The sequence below is a fragment of the Thermaerobacter litoralis genome (genome assembly GCF_054654595.1).
Genome location: NZ_BAAIES010000004.1, coordinates 155,833 through 176,400, shown reverse-complemented (window position 1 = coordinate 176,400; position 20,568 = coordinate 155,833). Strand labels below are relative to the sequence as shown.

General features: G+C 74.8%; 17 protein-coding genes and 1 riboswitch. Of the genes, 15 read left to right on the top strand and 2 right to left on the bottom strand.

Going from position 1 to position 20,568, the window contains the following annotated elements; translation table 11 throughout:
- Nucleotides 1-111: 111 nt before the first annotated feature.
- From lepB to ACYQ02_RS02560, 4 genes are all read left to right on the top strand, one after another.
- A complete protein-coding gene (gene lepB, locus ACYQ02_RS02575) occupies nt 112-600 on the top strand; it encodes a signal peptidase I (RefSeq protein WP_460038873.1) in 489 nt (162 codons plus the stop codon).
- 132 nt (nt 601-732) lie between these two features.
- Nucleotides 733-1,749 carry a GTPase gene (locus ACYQ02_RS02570; protein WP_460038872.1) on the top strand — a complete coding sequence of 339 codons (1,017 nt, stop codon included), beginning with the start codon at nt 733-735 and terminating at the stop codon, nt 1,747-1,749.
- Nucleotides 1,750-2,041: 292 nt separating this feature from the next.
- Entirely contained in the window at nt 2,042-2,860 is an 819-nt protein-coding gene (locus tag ACYQ02_RS02565; protein ID WP_460038871.1) for a ribonuclease HII, read from the top strand.
- Complete coding sequence (locus ACYQ02_RS02560) at nt 2,857-3,372, top strand: YraN family protein (protein ID WP_460038870.1); 516 nt, start codon at nt 2,857-2,859, stop codon at nt 3,370-3,372. The genes ACYQ02_RS02565 and ACYQ02_RS02560 overlap by 4 nt, the downstream gene beginning before the upstream one ends.
- Before the next feature lie 200 nt (nt 3,373-3,572).
- Here the strand turns inward: ACYQ02_RS02560 and ACYQ02_RS02555 are convergent, their stop codons facing one another.
- Complete coding sequence (locus ACYQ02_RS02555) at nt 3,573-5,213, bottom strand: YifB family Mg chelatase-like AAA ATPase (RefSeq protein ID WP_460038869.1); 1,641 nt, start codon at nt 5,211-5,213, stop codon at nt 3,573-3,575.
- 321 nt (nt 5,214-5,534) lie between these two features.
- Between ACYQ02_RS02555 and ACYQ02_RS02550 the strand changes: the two genes are divergently transcribed.
- The 7 genes from ACYQ02_RS02550 (at nt 5,535) to hslU (ending at nt 15,344) form a co-directional block, all read left to right on the top strand.
- Nucleotides 5,535-7,136, top strand: a complete 1,602-nt coding sequence (locus ACYQ02_RS02550) for an ABC transporter substrate-binding protein (RefSeq protein WP_460038868.1) — start codon at nt 5,535-5,537, stop codon at nt 7,134-7,136.
- A 344-nt stretch (nt 7,137-7,480) separates the two neighbouring features.
- A complete protein-coding gene (gene dprA, locus ACYQ02_RS02545; RefSeq protein WP_460038867.1) occupies nt 7,481-8,404 on the top strand; it encodes a DNA-processing protein DprA in 924 nt (307 codons plus the stop codon).
- A gap of 86 nt (nt 8,405-8,490) precedes the next feature.
- Nucleotides 8,491-10,623, top strand: a complete 2,133-nt coding sequence (gene topA, locus ACYQ02_RS02540) for a type I DNA topoisomerase (RefSeq protein WP_460038866.1) — start codon at nt 8,491-8,493, stop codon at nt 10,621-10,623.
- Between the two features lie 2 nt (nt 10,624-10,625).
- Nucleotides 10,626-11,996: an FADH(2)-oxidizing methylenetetrahydrofolate--tRNA-(uracil(54)-C(5))-methyltransferase TrmFO gene (gene trmFO, locus ACYQ02_RS02535; RefSeq protein ID WP_460038865.1), complete on the top strand. Its 1,371-nt coding sequence runs from the start codon at nt 10,626-10,628 to the stop codon at nt 11,994-11,996.
- 4 nt (nt 11,997-12,000) lie between these two features.
- Nucleotides 12,001-13,176 (top strand): tyrosine recombinase, encoded by a 1,176-nt coding sequence (locus ACYQ02_RS02530; protein ID WP_460038864.1) that lies wholly within the window; start codon nt 12,001-12,003, stop codon nt 13,174-13,176.
- 61 nt (nt 13,177-13,237) lie between these two features.
- Complete coding sequence (gene hslV, locus ACYQ02_RS02525) at nt 13,238-13,786, top strand: ATP-dependent protease subunit HslV (RefSeq protein ID WP_460038863.1); 549 nt, start codon at nt 13,238-13,240, stop codon at nt 13,784-13,786.
- Nucleotides 13,787-13,901: 115 nt separating this feature from the next.
- The gene (gene hslU / locus ACYQ02_RS02520) at nt 13,902-15,344 is read left to right on the top strand and encodes an ATP-dependent protease ATPase subunit HslU (RefSeq protein ID WP_460038862.1); all 1,443 of its coding nucleotides are present in this window, start codon (nt 13,902-13,904) and stop codon (nt 15,342-15,344) included.
- Between the two features lie 109 nt (nt 15,345-15,453).
- Here hslU and ACYQ02_RS02515 read toward each other — a convergent pair whose 3' ends face one another.
- Entirely contained in the window at nt 15,454-16,611 is a 1,158-nt protein-coding gene (locus tag ACYQ02_RS02515) for a trans-sulfuration enzyme family protein (protein ID WP_460038861.1), read from the bottom strand.
- A 346-nt stretch (nt 16,612-16,957) separates the two neighbouring features.
- A riboswitch (cyclic di-GMP riboswitch) is annotated at nt 16,958-17,050 on the top strand.
- Nucleotides 17,051-17,230: 180 nt separating this feature from the next.
- On the opposite strand from ACYQ02_RS02515, the gene ACYQ02_RS02510 reads away from it, so the two are divergent.
- The 4 genes from ACYQ02_RS02510 (at nt 17,231) to fliF (ending at nt 20,564) form a co-directional block, all read left to right on the top strand.
- Nucleotides 17,231-17,680 carry a flagellar basal body rod protein FlgB gene (locus tag ACYQ02_RS02510; RefSeq protein ID WP_460038860.1) on the top strand — a complete coding sequence of 150 codons (450 nt, stop codon included), beginning with the start codon at nt 17,231-17,233 and terminating at the stop codon, nt 17,678-17,680.
- Between the two features lie 11 nt (nt 17,681-17,691).
- Complete coding sequence (locus ACYQ02_RS02505) at nt 17,692-18,261, top strand: flagellar basal body rod protein FlgC (protein ID WP_460039032.1); 570 nt, start codon at nt 17,692-17,694, stop codon at nt 18,259-18,261.
- A 182-nt stretch (nt 18,262-18,443) separates the two neighbouring features.
- The gene (gene fliE, locus ACYQ02_RS02500; RefSeq protein WP_460038859.1) at nt 18,444-18,833 is read left to right on the top strand and encodes a flagellar hook-basal body complex protein FliE; all 390 of its coding nucleotides are present in this window, start codon (nt 18,444-18,446) and stop codon (nt 18,831-18,833) included.
- A 93-nt stretch (nt 18,834-18,926) separates the two neighbouring features.
- Nucleotides 18,927-20,564 (top strand): flagellar basal-body MS-ring/collar protein FliF, encoded by a 1,638-nt coding sequence (fliF, locus tag ACYQ02_RS02495; RefSeq protein WP_460038858.1) that lies wholly within the window; start codon nt 18,927-18,929, stop codon nt 20,562-20,564.
- The last annotated feature ends 4 nt before the right edge of the window (nt 20,565-20,568 follow it).

The window sequence follows — 20,568 nt, the reverse complement described above, 5'->3', positions numbered from 1 at the left end:
GCCCCCTGGCGGTGGGGCCGCGCCCGAGAGGGACGGGGCCCGGCTTGCCGGGGAAGGGCGGAGGGGAGTGACCGCTGCGTGGCGTCTCGGGGAAGCGCCGCCCGCGAGGTCGTGCAGACTTTGCTGGTGGCGCTGGTGCTGGCGCTGGTCATCCGCGGGTTCGTCATCGAGTCCTTCCTGGTCGACGGCATCTCCATGGAACCCACCCTGCATGACGGCGAGCGCCTGCTGGTGGACAAGTTGACCTACCGCTGGCATCCGCCCGAGCGCTTCGACATCGTGGTCTTCCGCTACCCCCTCGATCCCTCCCGGGATTTCGTCAAACGGGTGATCGGCCTGCCGGGGGAGACGGTGTCGATCCGGGAGGGCCGGGTCTACGTGGACGGGCGGCCGCTGGAGGAACCCTATCTGAAGGAGCCGGGCGTGGACTTCTACCCGCCCACCACCGTGCCGCCAGGCCACGTGTTCGTCCTCGGGGACAACCGGCCCCACTCCGACGACAGCCGCAGCGGGTGGACGGTGCCGCTGCGCGACGTGATCGGCCGGGCCTGGCTGGTCTACTGGCCGCCGTCGGAGGCGGGGCTGGTGCCCCATCCCTGACCCTCCTGCGGTGGGGGCGCGGGGATGCGGTCCCAGGTCCCGCCGCGGTGGGGGAGGGCAAACGATCCGGGGGTGCCACGACCCGGCGTTTTCCCGGGTCCGGCCGGCGGAGGGCCGGGGGAGGGGTTGGCGGTGGCGGAAGGCGGTGCACTCAAAGGGCACATGGCCCGGGCCTTGCGCCAGGTGCGCCGGTACGTGGCGGCCGTGGACGCGGTGGTCGAGGTGGCCGACGCCCGGGCGCCCTTCACCTCCCGCTCGCCCCAGCTGGCGTCCATGGTGGAGGGGCGGCTCCATCTGCTGGTCCTGTCCCGGGGCGACCTGGCCGATCCCGCCACCACCCGCGCCTGGGTTCGCTGGTTCGAGGCCCAGGGGATCGAGCCCTTCGTCGGCGAGGGGCCGGGCGATGCTCGCCTGATCAGCCGGCTGCGGCGGCGGCTGGAGCGGGCGCCGGCAGCTTTCAAGCCGCGGGTGCTGGTGGCGGGATTGCCCAACGTGGGCAAGTCGACCTTGCTCAACGGGCTGGCCGGCCGGCGGCGGGCCCGGGTGGGGGCCCAGCCCGGCGTCACCCGCGGCAAGCAGTGGGTCGACCTGGGATCCTTTTGGCTGATGGATACCCCCGGCGTGCTGCCGCCCCGGCTGGGAGGAACGCGGCGCCTGGTGCTGGGGGCCCTGGGTCTGGTCGGGCCGGAGCTGGCGGCCCCCGAGGACATCGTGGGCTTCCTCCTCGACCGGCTGGGTGGGGATCCGCGCTTTCGGGCGGCCCTGGCCCGGTGGGGGGTTGACCTGCCGCCGGCCGGCGGCCGGGTGGCGGGGGACCAGGTGGCGGAACCTCGCCCGGCCGTCGCGGAGCCGGACGGAGGGCCGGCGGGTCCGCCGGCAGCGCCGGCCGGTGCGGGGACCGGCACCCCAGCGAAAGGGGAGGGGGCGACCCCGCGGGCCAACATGCGGGATCCGGCTGCCGTGGAGGCGGTGCTGGAGAAGGTCGCCCGTCACCGCGGGCTTCTGGGGCCGGGCGGGCAGCCCGACGGGCACCGGGCGGCGGCGGTGCTGGTGGCGGCCTTCCGCGCCGGGGAGCTCGGCCGCCTCTCCCTGGAACACCCGGCGATGATCGTTCCCCCGCCCGACCGAGGCCTTGCTGGCCACCGGTGACGGATATTCAGGTTCTCCTGCGTTCTTCATCCCACCAGCTTCCGTCGTTCCATCTTGTGGTATAAAAATGGATGTAAGACCCAGTCAGGGATGGAAGGTTCAGGCGGGGCAGCGGGGTCGCCCCAGGCTGGGCGGGTCAGCGGACCCCGGCGACCCGGAACCGTCGACCGTGGTCCAACACGGTGGTCGCGGGGCCGTGGTCTGGGGGCCGCTCCGGATCGGCCGCTGCGAAATCGGCCGGTGGGCGGCGGCGCTGCCGGCCACCCGTAGCGTTGGGGGAGGGAAACCGGCGATGGGGCGGCAGGGGCAGGAGGAAGGTCTTCCAGGGGCGGAGACCGGCGCTGGCGGGCAGCGGCCGCCCCTGGCCCAGCTGGCCGCCCGCCTGGCCGCGGCCGTACCCGAGGAGCTGCCCGATCTGATCCGGCTGCTGGAGGGGGATCCGCGGGTAGGGGCCCGCGGGCTGCTGGCCCGGGCCCGCCGGCGCTGGGCCCGCTGGCAGGGCGCCCGGCGGCGCTGGGCCGAGCTGGCCGCGGCCCAGGAGCAGGCGGCCGGCGGCCTGCTGGCGGCGGGGGTCGACGAGGTGGGCCGGGGTTGCCTGGCGGGACCGGTGGTGGCGGCTGCCGTGATCCTGCCCCGCGGTGCCGACCTGCCCGGGCTCGACGACTCCAAGCGGCTCACCCCCGCCGCCCGGGAGGAACTGGCCGCCCGGGTGCGGCGGCAAGCCCTGGCGTGGGCCGTGGGCCTGGCGACGCCCGCAGAGATCGACGCGCTGAACATCGCCCGGGCCACCCGGCTGGCCATGCGCCGGGCGCTCGACGCCCTGCCCGTCGCGCCCCAGCGGGTCCTGGTGGACGGCCGCCCGCCGGGGGACCTGGGCTACCCGCTGGAGGCGCTGGTGGACGGCGACGCCCGGCTGGCCGCCATCGCCGCCGCCTCGGTGGTGGCCAAGGTGTTCCGCGACGGGTGGATGGCCCGCCTGGATGCGGTCTACCCCGGTTACGGCTTCGCCCAACACAAGGGCTACGCCACGGCGGCCCACCGAGACGCCCTGGCCCGCCTGGGTCCCTGTCCGGAGCACCGGCGGAGCTTCCTGGGAGGGGCGGACCGGTGAGCGATTCCCACCGGCCGCCGGGCCCGGGTGCCGGCGACCGGCAGCCGTCGCCTGGCCGCCGGCCCCCCGACCGACGCCGGCGGGCCGTCCCCGCCGGCGGGCCGGCCCCGGCCGGCAGGCCGGTCCGGGACCGGCAGCGCCGGGGGCGGGAGGCGGAAGAGCTGGCCGCCCGCCACCTGGCGGCCCTGGGTTACCGGGTGGTTGCCCGGAACGTCCGCTGCCCCTGGGGGGAAGCCGACCTGATCTGCCGGGATGGCGACGAGTGGGTGGTCGTCGAGGTGCGCTCCCGCCGCCGCCCACCAGCCGGGCTTCCCCCCTTCGGCACCCCCGAGCAGTCCCTGGACGCCCGCAAGTTTCGCCGGCTGGTCGCCGCCGGGCGGTGGTTCCTGGCGCGGGCGGGTGCGGCCGGAGCGCCCTGGCGGATCGACCTGGTGGCAATCACCTGGCCGGCGGGGCCGGGCCGGCCGGAGGTGAGCCTGTACCGGCGGCTGGAGGGCGGCGCCCAGCGGTAGCCGGGGATCCGGGCTGGCCCGCGCGCCGGGCCGGGACGGCCCGCGGCTCACCGCCGGTTCGTGCCGTGGCTGATGCGGCGTGCCCCGCGGCAGGTTCGTCCGGTTCCGCCGCCGGTGATGATGGCCGATCCGTCCCTCCGCCTCCGCCCGTGCGGTCCGGCCCGCCGCGGAATGGGCGGCACGCCGCGGCCCCGTCCCGCCTACCAGCCCGGTGGAAAGCGGAACTCGGCGGCCAGCTCCAGGTCGTCCACCGTGATCTCGTCGCGGCCTGCCAGGTCGGCGGCCGTGCGCGCCACCCGCAGGACCTTGATCAAGCCGCGGCTGGAGAGCCCCAGCGCCTCATCGCGATACAGGGCGTCGAGCAGGCGCCGGGCCGCCGGGCCCATAGGGCCCCAGCGCCCGGCGTCGCCCGCCTCGAGCCAGCGGTTGACGGGCGGCTGCCCCGGCGGGTGGGCGAGCCCGAGCCGGCGGAAGCGATCGGCCTGGAGCCGGCGGGCGGCCGCCACCCGTTCCCGCACGGTCCGGGAGTCCTCGGCCCGGGCGGCGGCGGTGGGCGGCAGGGCAGCCCGCTTCACCCGCACCTGCAGGTCGATGCGGTCGAGCAGGGGCCCGGAGAGGGCCTGGCGGTACCGGGCCAGCTGCCGCTCGGAACAGCGGCAGCGGCCGCCCGGCTGGCCGCAGGGGCACGGGTTCGCCGTGGCCACCAGCTGGAAGGCGGCCGGGAAGCGTTCGGCGCCGGCCAGGCGAGCGACGGTGACGGCGCCCGATTCCAGCGGTTCGCGCAGGGCCTCCAGGGTCTCCCGCCGGAACTCGGCCAGTTCGTCCAGCAAGAGGACGCCGCGGTGGGCCAGGCTGGCCTCGCCCGGCCGGGGGATCTTGCCCCCGCCCACCATGGCCGCCACCGGGGTGGCATGGTGGGGCGCCCGCAGGGGCGGGCGGGTGATGAGGCCGGCCCCGGGCGGAAGCTGGCCCGCGATGGAGTGGATGGCCGTCACCTCGATGGCCGCTTCGTCATCCAGGGGCGGCAGCAGCCCGGCCAGGCAGGAGGCCAGCAGCGTCTTCCCTGCCCCCGGCGGCCCCAGGAAAAGCAGGTGATGGCCTCCGGCCGCCGCCAGTTCCAGGGCGCGGCGCGCCCATGGCTGTCCTCGCACGGTGGCCAGGTCCGGGACGGGCACCGCGGCCGGGGTGCCGCCGCCTGCAGGGGGGAGGACGGGGCCGGGCACGCCCGCGCCGGGGTCCGCCAGGCGCTCCAGGAGCTCGGCCAGGTGCCGGACGGGCAGGGGGCGGATGCCGGGTAGCAGGGCCACCTCCGGAGCGTTGGAGGCCGGGCAAACCAGGTGGGTCGCGCCCTGCTGGCGGGCCGCCACGGCCATCGACAGAGCCCCCCGCACCGGGCGGACCGAGCCGTCCAGCCCCAGCTCGCCGAACACGGCCCAGCCTGGCGGCGGCTGGGGGCACTGGCCGCTGGCGGCCAGCAACCCGACGGCCACGGCCAGATCGAGGGACGTCCCCTCCTTGGGCAGATCGGCCGGGCTCAGGCTGACGGTGATCCGCTGGAGGGGAAAGGTCCGCCCGGCGGCACGGACGGCAGCCCGCACCCGCTCCCGGGCCTCGCGGACCGCCGCCGAAGGGAGCCCGACGACCACGAAGTTGGGCAGGCCGCGGTCGACCACCGTCTCCACCAGCACGGGGACCCCGCGCCAGCCGCTGCACACCAGGCCGACGACCGTGGAGGCGCGGCTGCTGTGCGGGACCGGCGGGCGGCCGGCCATCACCGCGGGGGTGTTTCCCCCCGGGTCCCCGTCCGCCAGGGCCCACCCGTGCCCGTCCGCCGCTGGCATCGTCACCCCTCCCCAAGGGGATCCCTTCCCGAACCCCTGGCTCACCGCTCCCACCACCGGGGCCGACTTGCAACGTGCAGCCGGCCGGCGATCCGCCGCCCGGACCGGAAGGCGCACGGGAGCCCCTTCGGCTCGCGGTCTCGGCCGCCACCCGGGACGGTGGCGCCGGGCCCCAGCCTTGACGGGGGCCGCCCGGTGATGTAAGGATATGGTGTAGAGGTAAAAGTTGTCAACCCAGTCCGGCGGAAGCGGACCGGGCATGGCCCGGTGGGCGGCGGCGTATAGATGCCCCGGCGGCTCAGCAGGCGGAGGTGGGACGGAATGGCGCCGGGGCGCTGGCGGTGGACACTGGCCTTGGGGGCCGTCCTGCTGTTCGTCCTGGCCCTTTGGACCGGGCGGGCACCCCAATCCCATGGCCAGCGGCCGCCGGGGCGCACCGGCGGGGAGTGGGTCGAGGCCGTTCCGTCGCTGCCGGCGAGCCTGGATCCCGCCCGGGCCCGGTCGGAGGTGGAGGTCCGGGTGGCCGCCCTGCTTTACGAGGGCCTGGTGCGCCTGGCCCCCGACGGGTCCCTGCAACCGGCCCTGGCTCGGCGCTGGGAGGTGCGGGACGGCGGCCGCCGGTACGTGTTTTGGTTGCGTCCGGGCCTCCGCTTTCACAACGGCCGGCCGCTGACGGCGGCGGACGTGGTGTACAGCCTGACGCGCCTGGTCGACCCCCGGGCCCCGGCCCCGCGGGCCTGGGTCCTGGAAGGGGTGGAGGGGGTGGCCGAGTTTCGTTCGGGCCAGACCCCCACCATCGCCGGGATCCGCGCCCTGGGCCCGGAGCGGGTGGAGATCCGTCTGACCGCGCCGCGCCCCAGCTTCCTCTACCGGCTGGCGACGCCGGGGGGTGCGATCCTCGACGCGGAAACCCTGCGGGCCAGTGGAGGCGGCGCCTTCGCCCCGGTGGGGGCCGGACCGTTCCGGCTGGTGGCCCGGAGGGAAGGGGAGCTGGAGCTGGGGGCGTTTACCGGATACTACCGGGGCCGCCCCTACCTGGAACGGGTGCGGTTCGTCGCCGCCGGCCCGCGGTCCCAGACGCTGACCGCCTTCACCGAGGGGCGGCTGACGGCCGTGCGCCTTCTGCCCCATGAGGTGCGGGAGCTGGCGGCCCGGGGCTGGTCGGGTCCCCAGTGGCGGGTCGAGGTGCCGGCCACGGTGGGCATCGTCATCAACGGCGCCCGGCCGCCCCTGTCCCATCCCGCCGCCCGGCGCGCCCTGGCCTACGCCATCGACCGGGAGACCCTGGTGGCAGGGCTGGCGCCAGGTGGCTACCGGCTGGCAGAGGGGTGGCTGCCGCCGGGCCTTCCGGGTGCCCTGGACCGGCCGGTGCTGCCGCCCTACCGGGTCTTGGAGGCTCGCGCGGCGCTGCAGGAAGCGGGGGTCAAGCCCGGGACGCCCTTGCGGTGGCTTCAGCCGGGCGACCCCTTCTGGGCGGCGGTATCTGGGCGCCTTGACTACCTGCTGGGCCGGGTGGGCTTGGAGCTGGACGTGGCCACCGTCAGCGAAGCCGACTTCCCGGTGACCGGCGGGGCGCAGGCACCGTACCACCTGGCTCCCTGGACGGTTTGGGCCGAGTATCCGGACCCCGAGGCGGTGTTCCTCCCCTGGCTGAGCGGTACGGACGGGCTCGTGCTGACCGGGGACGGCGCCGGGGCCGCGGCGCGGAGGGATCTGGCGCGCCTGCTTCTGTCCGCGGGACGCCGCCGGGCCAATGCCGCCGCCCAACTGGACCGCCACCTGCTGGAGGCCGGGGCGGGCCTCCCCCTCTACCACCCCGTGGTCGTCTGGGCGGTGCAGCCGGGGGTGCGCGGGTTCGTCCCCTCGCCCTTCCCCCAGGGACCCGATCTCTGGGCCGTCGCCCTGGATCCGCGGGCGCGGTAGCGCTGCCCGGCGGGGCGAGGGGTCTCCGGTTTGGGGCGGGAGACCGGCAGCCGGCCCGCCGCGGCCGGCCCCGGGTGCCCGGGTCCTGGACAAGCTCTCTTGAGGAAGGCGCCCGATCCGCAGGGAGGATGGGGCAGGGTTCCCCACCGCGGTCCGGCCTGGGGGCGGGCCGAGACCCGGCGGGGGGATGGGGCCGCGGGCCTGGTGCCGCCCGCAAGCCGGCTCCGAAGCCGTGGTGGGGCGGGGCGCCGGCCCGGTGCCAGCCACAACGACCGGCCCGAAGCCCCCTCTAGTGGGGAACCCGGACGGTTCGGGAAGGTCCGTCCCCTGAAGGAGGCGTTTGGATGGTGGTCGAACCCGCCCTCGCCTGGATGGGGCTTCTGGCCTTGCCCGGCCTGGGCCGGCAGCGGGTTCGCCGGCTGGCCGCCGCCCTGGGCGGGCCGGTCCAGGCCTGGACGGCTCCCGACGAAGCGTGGGAGGCGGCGGCGATCGCCCCGGCCGACATCCTGAAGCGGGCCCTGGCGGCGCGGCGGAACGTCGATCCCCAGGGGCTGGCCGGCCGGGCGGCGGCGCTGGGCATCGGCTGGATCGCCTGGGGGGAGGCGGACTACCCGCGGCGGTTGCGGGCCGTGACCGATCCACCGCTCATCCTCTATTACCGGGGGCGCCGGCCACCCGAGGCCGTACCCTGGGTGGCGGTGGTGGGATCGCGCCAGGCGTCGCCCTACGGCACCCAGATGGCCTTTCGCCTGGCGGCGGACATGGCGGCGGCGGGATGGGTCGTCGTGTCGGGACTGGCCGTCGGCATCGACGGCGCGGCCCACCGCGGCGCCCTGGCGGCGGGCGGCGCCACGGTCGCCGTTTTGGGGCACGGTCCCGACCGGGTCTACCCGGAGGAACACCGCCCCCTGGCCGACCGTCTGGTCGCCACGGGCTGGCTGGTCTCCGAATACCCGCCCGGGACGCCGGCGGAGGCCTTCCGCTTCCCCGAGCGGAACCGCATCCTGGCCGGGCTGTGCGACGGCGTGGTGGTGGTGGAGGCCGCCCCGCGGAGTGGCGCCCTGGTCACCGCGGACCTGGCGCTGAACGCCGGCCGGGCGGTGATGGCGGTGCCGGGTCCCGTCACCCGGCGGCAGGGACAGGGCGTCATGGACCTGCTGCGGGCCGGGGCGCCGCCGGTGGCGAACCTGGAGGACGTGGCGGCGGTGCTGGCCGACCACGGGGTGGCGGCCGGCGGGCCCGCCGGCGGGACGCCAGCGGGCGGCTAGCAGGATCTGCCATGGCGCGTTGCCGCCCGTCGCCCGCCAGTGCTACACTAAGGTGCAACGCGCCGTGGCGCCGGAGTGTGATGCCATTGCCGAAGACGCTGATCATCGTCGAGTCGCCGGCCAAGGCGAAGACGATCAAGAAGTTCGTGGGGCGCGACTACACCGTCGAGGCGTCCATGGGCCACGTGCGGGATCTGCCGAAGAGCCAGCTCGGCGTCGACATCGACGACCACTTCACCCCCCATTACATCACCATCCGCGGCAAGGGCAAGCTGATCGAACGGCTCCGGCAGCAGGCACGCCAGGTGGACCGGGTCCTGCTGGCCACCGACCCCGACCGGGAGGGTGAGGCCATCTCCTGGCACCTCTGCCAGCTCCTTGGCATCGACGAGGACTCGCCCTGCCGGATCGTCTTCCACGAGATCACCCGGGACGCGGTGCGCCGGGCCCTGCGGGAACCCCGGCCTATCGATGACAACCTGGTCGACGCCCAGCAGGCGCGCCGGGTGCTGGACCGCCTGGTGGGGTACAAGTTGAGCCCGCTGCTGTGGCGCAAGGTGCGGCGGGGGCTGTCGGCAGGACGGGTCCAGTCGGTCGCGGTGCGCCTGATCGTCGATCGGGAGGAAGAGATCGAGGCCTTCACCCCCCAGGAGTACTGGACCCTGGAGGCCGACCTGGAGCGCATGGCCAGCGGCGAGGCCTTCACCGCCCGTTACTACGGCGACGCTGAGGGCAAGAAGGAACTGCCCGACCGGGAGGCCGTCGATCGCCTGCTGGCCGACCTGGAGGGCCGTCCCTTCGTCGTCCTGGGCGTCGAGCGCAAGGAGCGGCGGAGGAATCCGGCACCGCCCTTCACCACCTCGACCCTGCAGCAGGAGGCCTCGCGCAAGCTGGGCTTCACGGTCCGCCGGACGATGCGCATCGCCCAGGAGCTCTACGAGGGGATCGAGTTGCGGGGTGAGGGAGCGGTCGGTCTGGTCACCTACATCCGTACCGATTCGACCCGCATCGCCGACCAGGCCCTGGACGAGGCGGCGGCCTACATCGCCCGGCGCTTCGGGCCGGAGTTCTCGAACCCCCGCAAGCAGGCGGGGCGACGGGCGGCCCAGGCCCAGGACGCCCACGAGGCGATCCGGCCCACCTCCGTGACCCGGGAGCCCGACGCCATCAAGGACGACCTGACGGCCGACCAGTACAAGCTCTACCGGCTGATCTGGGAGCGGTTCGTCGCCAGCCAGATGGCACCCGCCATCCTGGACACGGTGACCGTCGACATCGGGGCAGGGCCCCACCGCTTCCGGGCGACAGGTTCCACCATCAAGTTCGCCGGGTTCATGCAGCTGTATGTGGAAGGGCGCGACGAGGGGACCGACGGGGATGGCGAGGAGGGCGAGGGGACGCTGCCCGACCTGGCTGAGGGCGACGCCCTGGCCCTGAAGGCGCTGCGGCCGGAGCAGCACTTCACCCAGCCGCCGCCGCGTTACACCGAGGCGATGCTGGTGCGGGCGCTGGAGGAGAAGGGGATCGGCCGGCCCAGCACCTACGCGCCCATCATCGAGACGATCCAGGAGCGGGGTTACGTGGTCAAGGAGGACCGCCGCTTCCGCCCGACCGAGCTGGGGCGGGTGGTGACGGCCCTGCTCAAGGAACACTTCCCGGACATCGTCGACGTGGAATTCACCGCCCGCATGGAGGCCGATCTGGACCGGATCGAAGAAGGCGAGCGGGAGTGGGAGGACGTCATCCGGGAGTTCTACGGACCCTTCAGCGCGACCCTGGAGCGGGCGGAGAAGGCGATCCAGCGGGTCGCCCTGCCGGTCGAGGAGACCGACGAGATCTGCGAGAAGTGCGGGCGACGGATGGTGATCAAGCACGGGCGGTACGGCCGCTTCCTGGCCTGCCCGGGCTTCCCCGAATGCCGGAACACCAAGCCCCTGGTGGAAAAGACCGGCGCCCGCTGCCCGCGCTGCGGCGGCGAGATGGTGCAACGCCGTTCCCGCAAGGGACGGGTGTTTTACGGTTGTAGCAACTATCCCGAATGCGACTTCACCACCTGGGACCGGCCGACGGCGGAGACGTGCCCGGAGTGCGGCACCTTCCTGGTGGAGAAGCGCTCCCGACAGGGGACGCGGCTGGTCTGTGCCAATCCCCAGTGCACCTACCAGCGGGAAGGGGCCGCCGAGACCGCCGGCGCCGGTGCCGGGACGGGGAGGCGTTGACGGTGACCCAGCGCGTGACGGTGATCGGAGGCGGCCTGGCCGGCAGCGAGGCCGCCTGGCAGGTGGCCCGCCGGGGCGTCCCCGTGCGGCTTTATGAGATGCGCCCGGTCCGCACGACCCCGGCCCACCACACGGGACAGCTGGCCGAACTGGTGTGCAGCAACTCCCTGCGCGGCGCCCAGCTCGACCAGGCGCCGGGACTGCTCAAAGAAGAGATGCGGCGGCTGGGGAGCCTGATCATGGCGGCGGCCGACGCCAGCGCGATCCCCGCCGGCAGCGCCCTGGCCGTCGACCGCGAGGAGTTCGCCAGCCGCGTCACCGAGGCCATCGCGAACCACCCGCTGATCGAGGTCGTGCGGGAAGAGGTGACGGAGCCGCCGGCCGAGGGTCCGGTCATCATCGCCACGGGCCCGCTGACCTCCGAAGGCCTTTCCCAGTGGATCCGGTCCTTCACCGGCGAGGAGTACCTGGCCTTCTTCGACGCGGCGGCGCCCATCGTCACCTATGAATCCCTGGACCTGTCCAAGCTCTTCCGGGCCTCCCGCTACGGAAAGGGCAGCGGCGACGACTACCTGAACAGCCCGATGACCCGGGAGGAATACGAAGCCTTCTGGCAGGCCCTGGTCGAGGCGGAGAAGCACGTGCCCCACGACTTCGAACAGGGCTTGTTCTTCGAGGGCTGCCTGCCCATCGAAGAGATGGCCCGGCGGGGGCCGGACACCCTGCGCTACGGTCCCCTCAAGCCCGTGGGGCTCATCGACCCCCGCACGGGGAAGGAGCCCTATGCGGTGGTCCAGCTGCGGCGGGACAACCGCTACGGCACCCTGTACAACCTGGTGGGCTTTCAGACCAGCCTGAAGTGGGGCGAGCAGAAGCGGGTCTTCCGCATGATCCCGGGGCTCGAGAACGCCGAGTTTGCCCGCTACGGGGTGATGCACCGCAACACCTTCATCTGCTCCCCCAAGGTGCTGCGGCCGACGATGCAGACCCGCAAGCGCCCCGACTTGTTCTTCGCCGGCCAGATCACCGGCGTGGAGGGGTACATCGAGTCGGCGGCCACCGGCATCGTGGCGGGCATCAACGCCGCCCGCCTGGTGCGGGGGGAGGAACCGGTGGTCTTCCCCGCCGAGACGGCCCATGGCGCCCTGACCCGGTACATCACCGAGGCCCATCCCGACCACTTCCAGCCGATGAACATCGCCTTCGGCCTTTTGCCGCCGCTGGAGAGGCGGGTGCGGGACCCGCGGCGCCGGAAGCTCTTGATGGCCGAACGGGCGCTGGCCGCCCTGGAGGCCTTCGCGCCGGCCCGCTTGCCCGAGACGGTGCCGGGGGCCGTCCCCGGGGTCGACCCGGCTCCCGTACCGGGCCGGTGAGATCATGGCCCAGCGACCCGCCGGCTGGGACCCGGCGCCCGACGTGGTCCAGGCGTACCTCGACCACCTGCGCCTGGAGCGGGGCCTGGCCCCCCGCACGCTGCAAGCCTATGGGGCCGACCTGGCGGCGTGGTGCGCCTTCATGGGGCTGGAAGCCCCTGTCGGGGTGCCCGCCCTGGCGGCGGTCCGCGGCCGGGACCTGCGCCGCTGGCTGGCCCACCTGGAAGAACGCGGCCTGGCCCGCTCCTCCGTGACCCGCAAGCTGGCGGCCGTGCGGGGCCTCTTCCGGTTCGCGGTCCGGGAGGGCTGGCTCCCGTCGAGCCCCGCCGCCCGCCTGGCCGGCCCGCGGGTGCGGCGCCGCCTGCCCCGGGTCTACACGCCGGAGGAGGCCCTGGCCCTGCTCGAGGCGGCGGCGGTGGGGGCCGGCCCCGCGTCGCTGCGGGACCGGGCCATCGTGGAGATGCTCTACGGCTGCGGGCTACGGGTCGGCGAGCTGAGCGGGCTCGACCTGGAGGACGTGGACCTGGACGGCGGCTGGCTGCGGGTCTACGGCAAGGGGGGCAAGGAGCGGATCGTGCCCCTGGTCGGCCCCGTGGCCGAGGCCCTGCGGGCCTACCTGGAAACCGGTCGGCCCCGGCTGCTGGAGGGACGCCAGCGGCGGCCCTGCCGGCCCGCCGACCGGGCGGCCGTGTTCCTCAACCGGTGGGGCGGTCGCCTGTCGCCCCGCAGCATCCAGGCCATCGTGCGCCGGGTCGGGGCGGCCGTGGCCCGGCTCCAGGCCCATCCCCACCTCCTGCGGCACACCTTCGCCACCCACCTGCTGGATGGCGGGGCCGGGCTGCGGGCGGTGCAGGAGCTGCTGGGGCATGCCAGCCTGGCCGCCACCCAGGTCTACACCCACGTGTCGCGGGCGCGCCTGTGGGCGGTGTACCAGCGGGCCCACCCGCGGGCCCGCGGGGTGCCTCCGGGCGGAGGAACCGGCAGCCTGCCCGGCGGGACGCCGGCGGGGGACCGGGGCACGGGCGTGGCAGGGCCCCTGGGGGCAGCGGGCCACCCGGCGGGCCCGGCGAACCCCGGAGCCGCGCCGGCAGGACGCCCGGCGGTCGCCGTGGGGGACCCGGCGAGCCGGGCGGGGCCCTCTGGGGCGGCCGGGGCCGGAGGCCGTCCCGGCGTGGGCTGATCGGTGAATCCCGGTTGCAGGCGATCCGGTTGCGATGGCGGTGCAGGAAGAGGGGTTTCCCATGGTCCAGGGAGCGGGGCGCCTCCACGGCACGACCATCCTGGCCGTGCGGCGCGACGGGCGGGTGGCCATGGCCGGGGACGGTCAGGTCACCCTGGAGCAACACATGGTGATGAAGCACCGGGCCCGGAAGGTGCGGCGGCTCTACCACGGGCGGGTGCTGGCCGGCTTCGCCGGCAGCGTGGCCGACGCCGTCGCCCTGATGGAGCGGTTCGAGGGCAAGCTGGAGGAACACGCCGGCCAGCTGGTCCGGGCCGCGGTGGAACTGGCCAAGGACTGGCGCACCGACCGGCTGCTGCGCCGCCTGGAGGCGTTGATGGTGGTGGCCGATGCCGACCACCTGCTGCTGCTCTCGGGCTCCGGGGAGGTGCTGGAGCCCGACGACGGCATCGTGGCCGTGGGTTCCGGCGGCGGGTTCGCCCTGGCGGCGGCCCGGGCCCTGGCCCGGCACACGGAGCTGGACGCGGCCGCCATCTGCCGCGAGGCGATGCGCATCGCCGCCGAGCTCTGCGTCTACACCAACGACCAGCTGGTGATCGAGGAGCTCTAAGGGCCCGGGCGCCGGAGGCCGGGTGGCGCCCGGTTCGCCGTCGGAAGGCCCCAAGGCGACGGGAGGCTCTGACCCAGCCGCCAGCGGCCGGCCACCGGCCAGGGGAGGGAAGACCGTGGACCAGGGGACCATCCAGGGGCGCCCATGGGAGCCCGACCGGCTGACGCCCCGCCAGATCGTGGCCGAGTTGGACCGGTACATCGTCGGGCAGGCCGACGCCAAGCGGGCCGTGGCCATCGCCCTGCGCAACCGCTGGCGCCGGCAGCAGCTCCCGCCCCACCTGCGGGACGAGGTGGCGCCGAAGAACATCCTGATGATCGGGCCCACCGGCGTGGGGAAGACGGAGATCGCCCGCCGGCTGGCGCGGCTGACCGGAGCGCCCTTCATCAAGGTCGAGGCGACCAAGTTCACCGAAGTGGGCTATGTCGGCCGGGACGTGGAATCCATCATCCGCGACCTGGTGGAGATGGCCATCCGCATGGTCAAGGCCGAGCGCATGACCCTGGTGCAGGACCGGGCGCGGGCGGCGGCCGACGAGCGGCTGCTGGACGTGCTGGTGCCGCCCCTGCGGCGTCGCGGCCCGCGGCCGGGTTCACCCTGGGAGATGCTCTTCGGTTCGCTGGGGGCGGGGGTGCCCGGGGGCGGCGAGCCGGCCCGGCCGGAGGATGAGGAGGACTGGCGCCGCCGGCGCCAGGAGGTGGCGGCCAAGTTGCGGGCCGGCCAGCTGGAAGAGGAGACCGTCGAGATCGAGGTGGAGGACCAGGCGCCCCCGATGGTCGACATCCTGGGCGGGCCGGGCCTGGAGGAGGTCACCCTGAACGTTCAGGACCTGCTAAAGGACTGGCTGCCCCGCCGCAAGCGGCGGCGCCGGTTGCCGGTGCGGGAAGCCCGGGAGGTCCTGGCCCAGGAAGAGGCCCAGAAACTGATCGACATGGACCAGGTGGTCGCCGAGGCGATCCGGCGGACCGAGCAGGCCGGGATCGTCTTCATCGACGAGATCGACAAGATCGCCGGCCGGGAGCGGGGCCACGGGCCCGACGTCTCCCGCGAGGGGGTCCAGCGGGATATCCTCCCCATCGTCGAGGGGTCGACCGTGATGACCCGCCACGGGCCGGTGCGGACCGACCACATCCTGTTCATCGCCGCGGGGGCCTTCCACATCGCCAAGCCGTCCGACCTCATCCCCGAGCTCCAGGGCCGGTTCCCGATCCGCGTCGAGTTGCAGCCCCTGACCCGGGAGGACTTCAAGCGGATCCTGACCGAACCGGACAACGCCCTGCTCCGCCAGTACCAGGCCCTGCTGGCCACCGACGGCGTCCAGCTGGAGTTCTCCCCCGACGCCGTGGACGAACTGGCCGCCATGGCCGCCCGCGCCAACGAGCAGGCCGAGAACATCGGCGCCCGCCGGCTCCACACCCTGCTGGAGCGCTTGCTGGAACCCCTGGCCTTCGATGCCCCCGACGCCCTCCAGGGCAAGGTGGTGATCGACGCCGCCTTCGTGCGCCAGCGGCTGGAAGGGGTGCTCAAGGACCAGGACCTGAGCCGTTACATCCTCTGACCTGCCGGGACCTGCCGGGACAGGCCGGGACGCCCGCGTCCGGAGTGACCTACCGGGACCTGCCGGGACCCGCCGGGAGCTGCCGGGACGCCCGCGTCCAGAGACGCCCTCAGCCGAAGGCGGCGGCGATGGCGGCTTCCAGGTCGGCCCACAGGTCGTCCGCGTCCTCGATCCCCACGCTCAGGCGCAGCAGCGAGGGGGGCAGGTGTTCCTGCCCCGGGACGGCCGCCCGCCGCTCGATGGTCGACTCCACCCCGCCCAGGCTGGTGGCGTGGCGGATCAGCCGCAGGTGGCGGCAGACGGCATCGGCTTCCGCCGCTCCCCCGTCGAGATCGAAGGCGATCATCGTGCCAAACCCCCGCATCAGCCGCCGGGCCACGGCGTGGCCGGGGTGGGAGGGAAGGCCGGGGTAGCGCACCCGCGTCACCCGGGGGTGCTCCGCCAGGCGGGCGGCCAGCACGGCGGCGTTGTGCTGGGCGCGCTCCAACCGCACGGCCAGGGTGCGGGCGCCCCGCACGGCCAGGAAGGCCTCCAGCGCCCCCGGGGTGGCGCCGTGCAGTTCCCGCGACCGGCGCAGGGCATGCCAGAGGGCCTCGTCCCGGGTGACGGCGACCCCCGCCATCAGGTCGGAGTGGCCTCCGATCAGCTTGGTGGCCGACTGCACCGAGACGGTGACCCCCCACTCCAGGGGACGCTGGTTGAGCGGGGTCGCGAAGGTGTTGTCGACGGCCAGGATGGCGCCCGGCTTGCGGGGCGCGGCGGCAATCACGTCCACCTCGGCCACCGCCAGCAGGGGATTGGACGGCGACTCCAGCCAGAGCAAATCGGCCTCCCGGCACGCCTGAACCCAGCCCGCGGTGTCGGCCACGGCCAGCCGCTCAACCCGCCACCGGCCGAGCCGGGCGCCCTCCGCCGCCAGGGCCGCCACCCCTTGGTAACAATCGTCGGGGATCACCACCCGGGCGCCCGCCGGCAGCTGGTCGAAGATGGCGGCGATGGCCGCCATGCCCGAGGCGAAGGCCACGGCCCGGCCACCCTCCAGTCCCCCGACCAGCTCCTCCAGCGCCGCCCACGTGGGCGTTCCGTCGTCGCGGGCATAGGCGGGGCCCGCTCCCAGGATGAAGTTCGAGGCCAGCACCGGCGGCACGTTGAGGGGCTGGCCGGGTTCCACCGGGCGCCCGGCGGCCACCAGCCAGGTGGCCGTCGACCAGGGACGCCCGTCCGTGCCCGGCGTTCCGGACCCGGCAGCCGCGGTCTCACCCGCCATGGTCTCACCTCCCAAAGAGCTGCCGCCCGGCCACCGGCCGTGCCCTGGCAAATCCCTCCGTCGCGTGGGAGGGGCCCAAAACCAGGACCGGGGTCCCAAAATTTTTGTCGCAGTTAGAAGGAATGACCAGGCCGTTGCAGAATCATGTCGACCAGTGCCGGTGGATGCCCACCGATAACTGAATACTTTTCGGGGGTTGGCCGTTCCTTGTGTCCCCGGGCCCCTGTTGCAGCCGGGCCGAAGCGGCCGAAACGGCCGGCGACGCCCCGGGCCGGTCCGGCCCCAACCGGCGGGTCCGGTCCAAACCGGTGGCGGCCCGGACCTTGGAGGCGGCAACCCCCCGCGGCAGCGACAAAGGCACCCCTGCCGAAAGGCAGGCTCGCAAAGTCACGGGTCTAAGGTCCCGCTCCGGCGGGGCTATGACGGCCGGACTGCCGAACGCTGCGTGGTGGAACTCGCCAGACCCCGGCTTCCGCCCGTGGTGCCGATGCGCGCCGCGGGCGGCTTGTCTTTTTCGGGTTCGTCAAGGCTGGGCCGGTTCTTCCCGCCTACCGGCGGGCGAACGGGCGGGCGGGCCGCCGGCCGGCGGGCGGGCGGCGTGACCAAGGGGGTGGATCCCATGTGGGGAGGCATCAACGACCAGCTGGCGGCAGGCCTGGAGGTCCTGGCCCTGCGCCAGCGGCTCCTGGCGCAGAACGTGGCCAACGCCGAGACGCCCGGTTACAAGCGGTACGACCTGGATTTCGCCCGGGCCCTGGAGGCGGCCCTTCAGGGCACCGGCGGCGCCCCGGGACCCGCGGGCACGGCGCCCGGGAGCGCGGCCCCCGGGGCGCTGCCCCTGGCCGTCACCCATCCCGGCCACCTCCCGGGCCGCCCGGCCGCGTCCGGGCCGGCGGCGGCCGTCTACCGCGAGACGGGTACGGCCTTGCGCAACGACGGCAACAACGTGGACCTGGACGCCGAGATGGCCCGGCTGGCGGAGAACGGCATCCACTACCAGGCCCTGGTCCGGCAGCTCTCCGACCGCATCGCCCTGTTCCGGACCGTGATCGCCGAAGGGAGGCGGTGAGGGTGCCCGGGATGTTCGGCACCTTCGACATCGCAGCCAGCGGGATGACGGCCCAGCGGTTGCGGCTTGACCTGATCGCCAGCAATCTGGCCAACGTCGACAGCACCCGGACGCCCCAGGGCGGCCCCTACCGCCGGCTCGTGCCCGTCTTCCAGGAGCGGGCCGTGCCCTTTGCCCAGCTCTTGCGCGAGCGGGCAGCGGCCGGAACGGGTGGGGTCGAGCCGGCGGTCCCGCCGGCGGCGGCTGGGGGCGCACCCGGCGTCGCGGCGGCAAGGGGCGGGCCCCTGGCCGCGCCGTCCGGGGCCTGGCGGCTCCCGGGACGAACCGGCCCGGGGGAGGCCGGCGTCCCCGGCGGGGTCCAGGTGGCCGCGGTGGTGGCCGACCCCGCCCCGCCCCGCCTGGTCTACGACCCCGGGCACCCGGACGCCGGCCCGGACGGGTACGTGGCCTACCCCAACGTGGACCCGCTGGTGGAGATGGTCAACCTCCTGGCCGCGACCCGGGCCTACGAGGCCAACGTGGCGGTGTTCAGCGCCGCCCGCACCCTGGCCCTGCGGGCGCTGGAGATCGGCCGCGGCTGAGCCGGCCTGGACCAGGGGCCGGCGGTCCGGCGGGCCAGCAGGGCCCAGGGGAACGCGGGCCGGAAGCCGGGGCGCGCCGCCGGGCGCCCAGCGGGGCCGGCCCCGGGGCGGTCCCAGGCGCGGCTGGCGCGGGCGGGCACCGGCCAAGACCGTGATGACCGAGGGAGGAGGCGTGGCGACCCATGGGACCTTGGGGTGTGGAGCCCATCCAGCGGCCGGCGTGGCCGGGCGCCGCAAATCGGGTGGCGGGGGGCAGCGCCAGCGCGAGCCCTGCCGGCCCCCTGGCGCCCGGGGATCCGGCGGGGATCGCCCCCGCGGGAGCCGGTTCGTCCGAGGCGGGAGGGGGCGTGGGGGCCACCTTCCTGCAGGAGCTGGCCCGGGCGCTGGAGCGCCTGGAGGGCGTGGCCGGCCAGGCCGACGCCATGGCCCAGCGCCTGGTCACGGGCCAGGTGGAGGACTTGTCCCAGGTGATGGTGGCCAGCGAGAAGGCGCGGCTGGCCATCGAGCTGGCCGTCCAGCTGCGGAACAAGGCGCTGGAGGCCTACCAGGAGATCATGCGGATGCCGGTCTGACGGGCCCGATGGGGTTGAACGGGTGGGCTCCGGCTTCGTCCGGTTGAATCCCCGGTCCGCGGCGCGGGTCGATGAGGAGGCGGCGGAGGCACCATGCCGGTGGCACAGCTGCGGCAGCTTCCCCAACAATTCCTCGCCTGGTTCCGGCAGCTCAAGGCGCCGGCCCGCTGGGTCGTGGTGGGGACCGCGGTGCTGGTCCTGGGCGGGTTGCTGGCCCTGGCTCTGGCCGGTCGCGGGGGGACCCAGTGGGAGCCCCTCTTCACCCGGCTGGACCCGGCCGATGCGGCGGCCATCGTCGGGCAGCTGGAGGAGCAGGGCGTGCCCTTCCAGCTGGCCGAAGGCGGGCAGGCGATCCTGGTCCCGGCGGAGGCGGTGGACCGGCTGCGGCTGGACCTGGCGGCCCAGGGCCTGCCCCGGGAGGGGACGGTGGGCCTCGAGCTGATGGAGAGGATGCCCATGGGGGCCACCGAGTTCGAGCGCCAGGTCCAGTACCTGCGGGGTCTGCAAGGGGAGCTGGCCCGGACCATCGGCCGCTTGGAGGGGGTCGAAGCCGCCCGTGTCCACGTGGTGCTGCCGGAGGAGAGCCCCTTCGCCGGCGAGCGGCGGCCGGCCACGGCGGCCGTCCTGGTCCAGCTCAAGCCTGGGGCCGAGCTGGGCCCCGAGCAGGTGCGGTCCATCATGCACCTGGTCGCCTCGGCGGTGGAGGGGCTCAAGCCCGAGGACGTGACGGTGGTGGATACCGCCGGCCGGCTGCTCTCGGCGCAGGTGCCCGCCGGGGAGGAGGGGAGCCCGGTGGCCCAGGGCGACCGCTTCGAGATCGAGCGCCGCTTCGAGGAGGAACTGCAGCACCGCCTGCAGACCCTGCTGGAACAGGTGCTGGGGCCGGGCAACGTCATCGCCCGGGTCCGGGCCGAGCTCAACTTCGACCAGCAGGTGGTGGAGCGGCACCTCTTCGAGCCGCCGGCCGACGGCGGCCAGGGCCTCCTGCGGTCGATCCAGGAGCTGCAGGAGACCTTCACCGGCCAGCCGGCACCCGGCGGGGTGCCGGGGGACGCCAACATCCCGACCTATCCCCAGGTGGGTGGCGGCACCGGCGACTACCAGCGCAGCGAGCGCACCGCCAATTACGAGGTGAACGAGGTCATCGACCGGCTGCAGGTGGCGCCCGGCGCGGTGCGGCGGCTCTCGGTGGCGGTGATCGTCAACGGCCAGCTGACCCCGGAGCGCCAGCAGGCCCTGCAGCAGGCGGTGGCGGCCGCCATCGGCAGCGACCCCCAGCGGCAGGACCAGGTGGAGGTCGTGGCGATGCCGTTCGACACGACGGTGGCCGACCGGCTCCAGCAGTCCCTGGAGGCCGAGCGCCAGGCTCGCGAGGCGAACCGGCGCCTGGCCCTCCTGGCCGGTGCAGCGGCCCTGGCCGGGCTGGGGCTGATCCTCCTGATCCTCGGCTGGCGCCGCCGGCGGGCCGCCCGCCGGGCCCTGGTGGGCGAGCCGGCCGCCGGCTTCCCCCTGCCCGCCGGCAAGCCGGGAGCCGTCCCGGTTGCCCCGGCGGCAGAGGGGGTGAGGGCCGGGGCCGGCGGGGCGGTCACCGTCCCGGGTGGCGCCGTGCCGGTCAACGGCCGGGCGGCCGAAGCCGCCGCCCACGAGCAGGTCAGCGAGCTGGTGAAGAACCAGCCCGAACACGTGGCCCAGGTCATCCGCAGCTGGCTGGCCGAGCGGTCCGGCAACTGAGCAG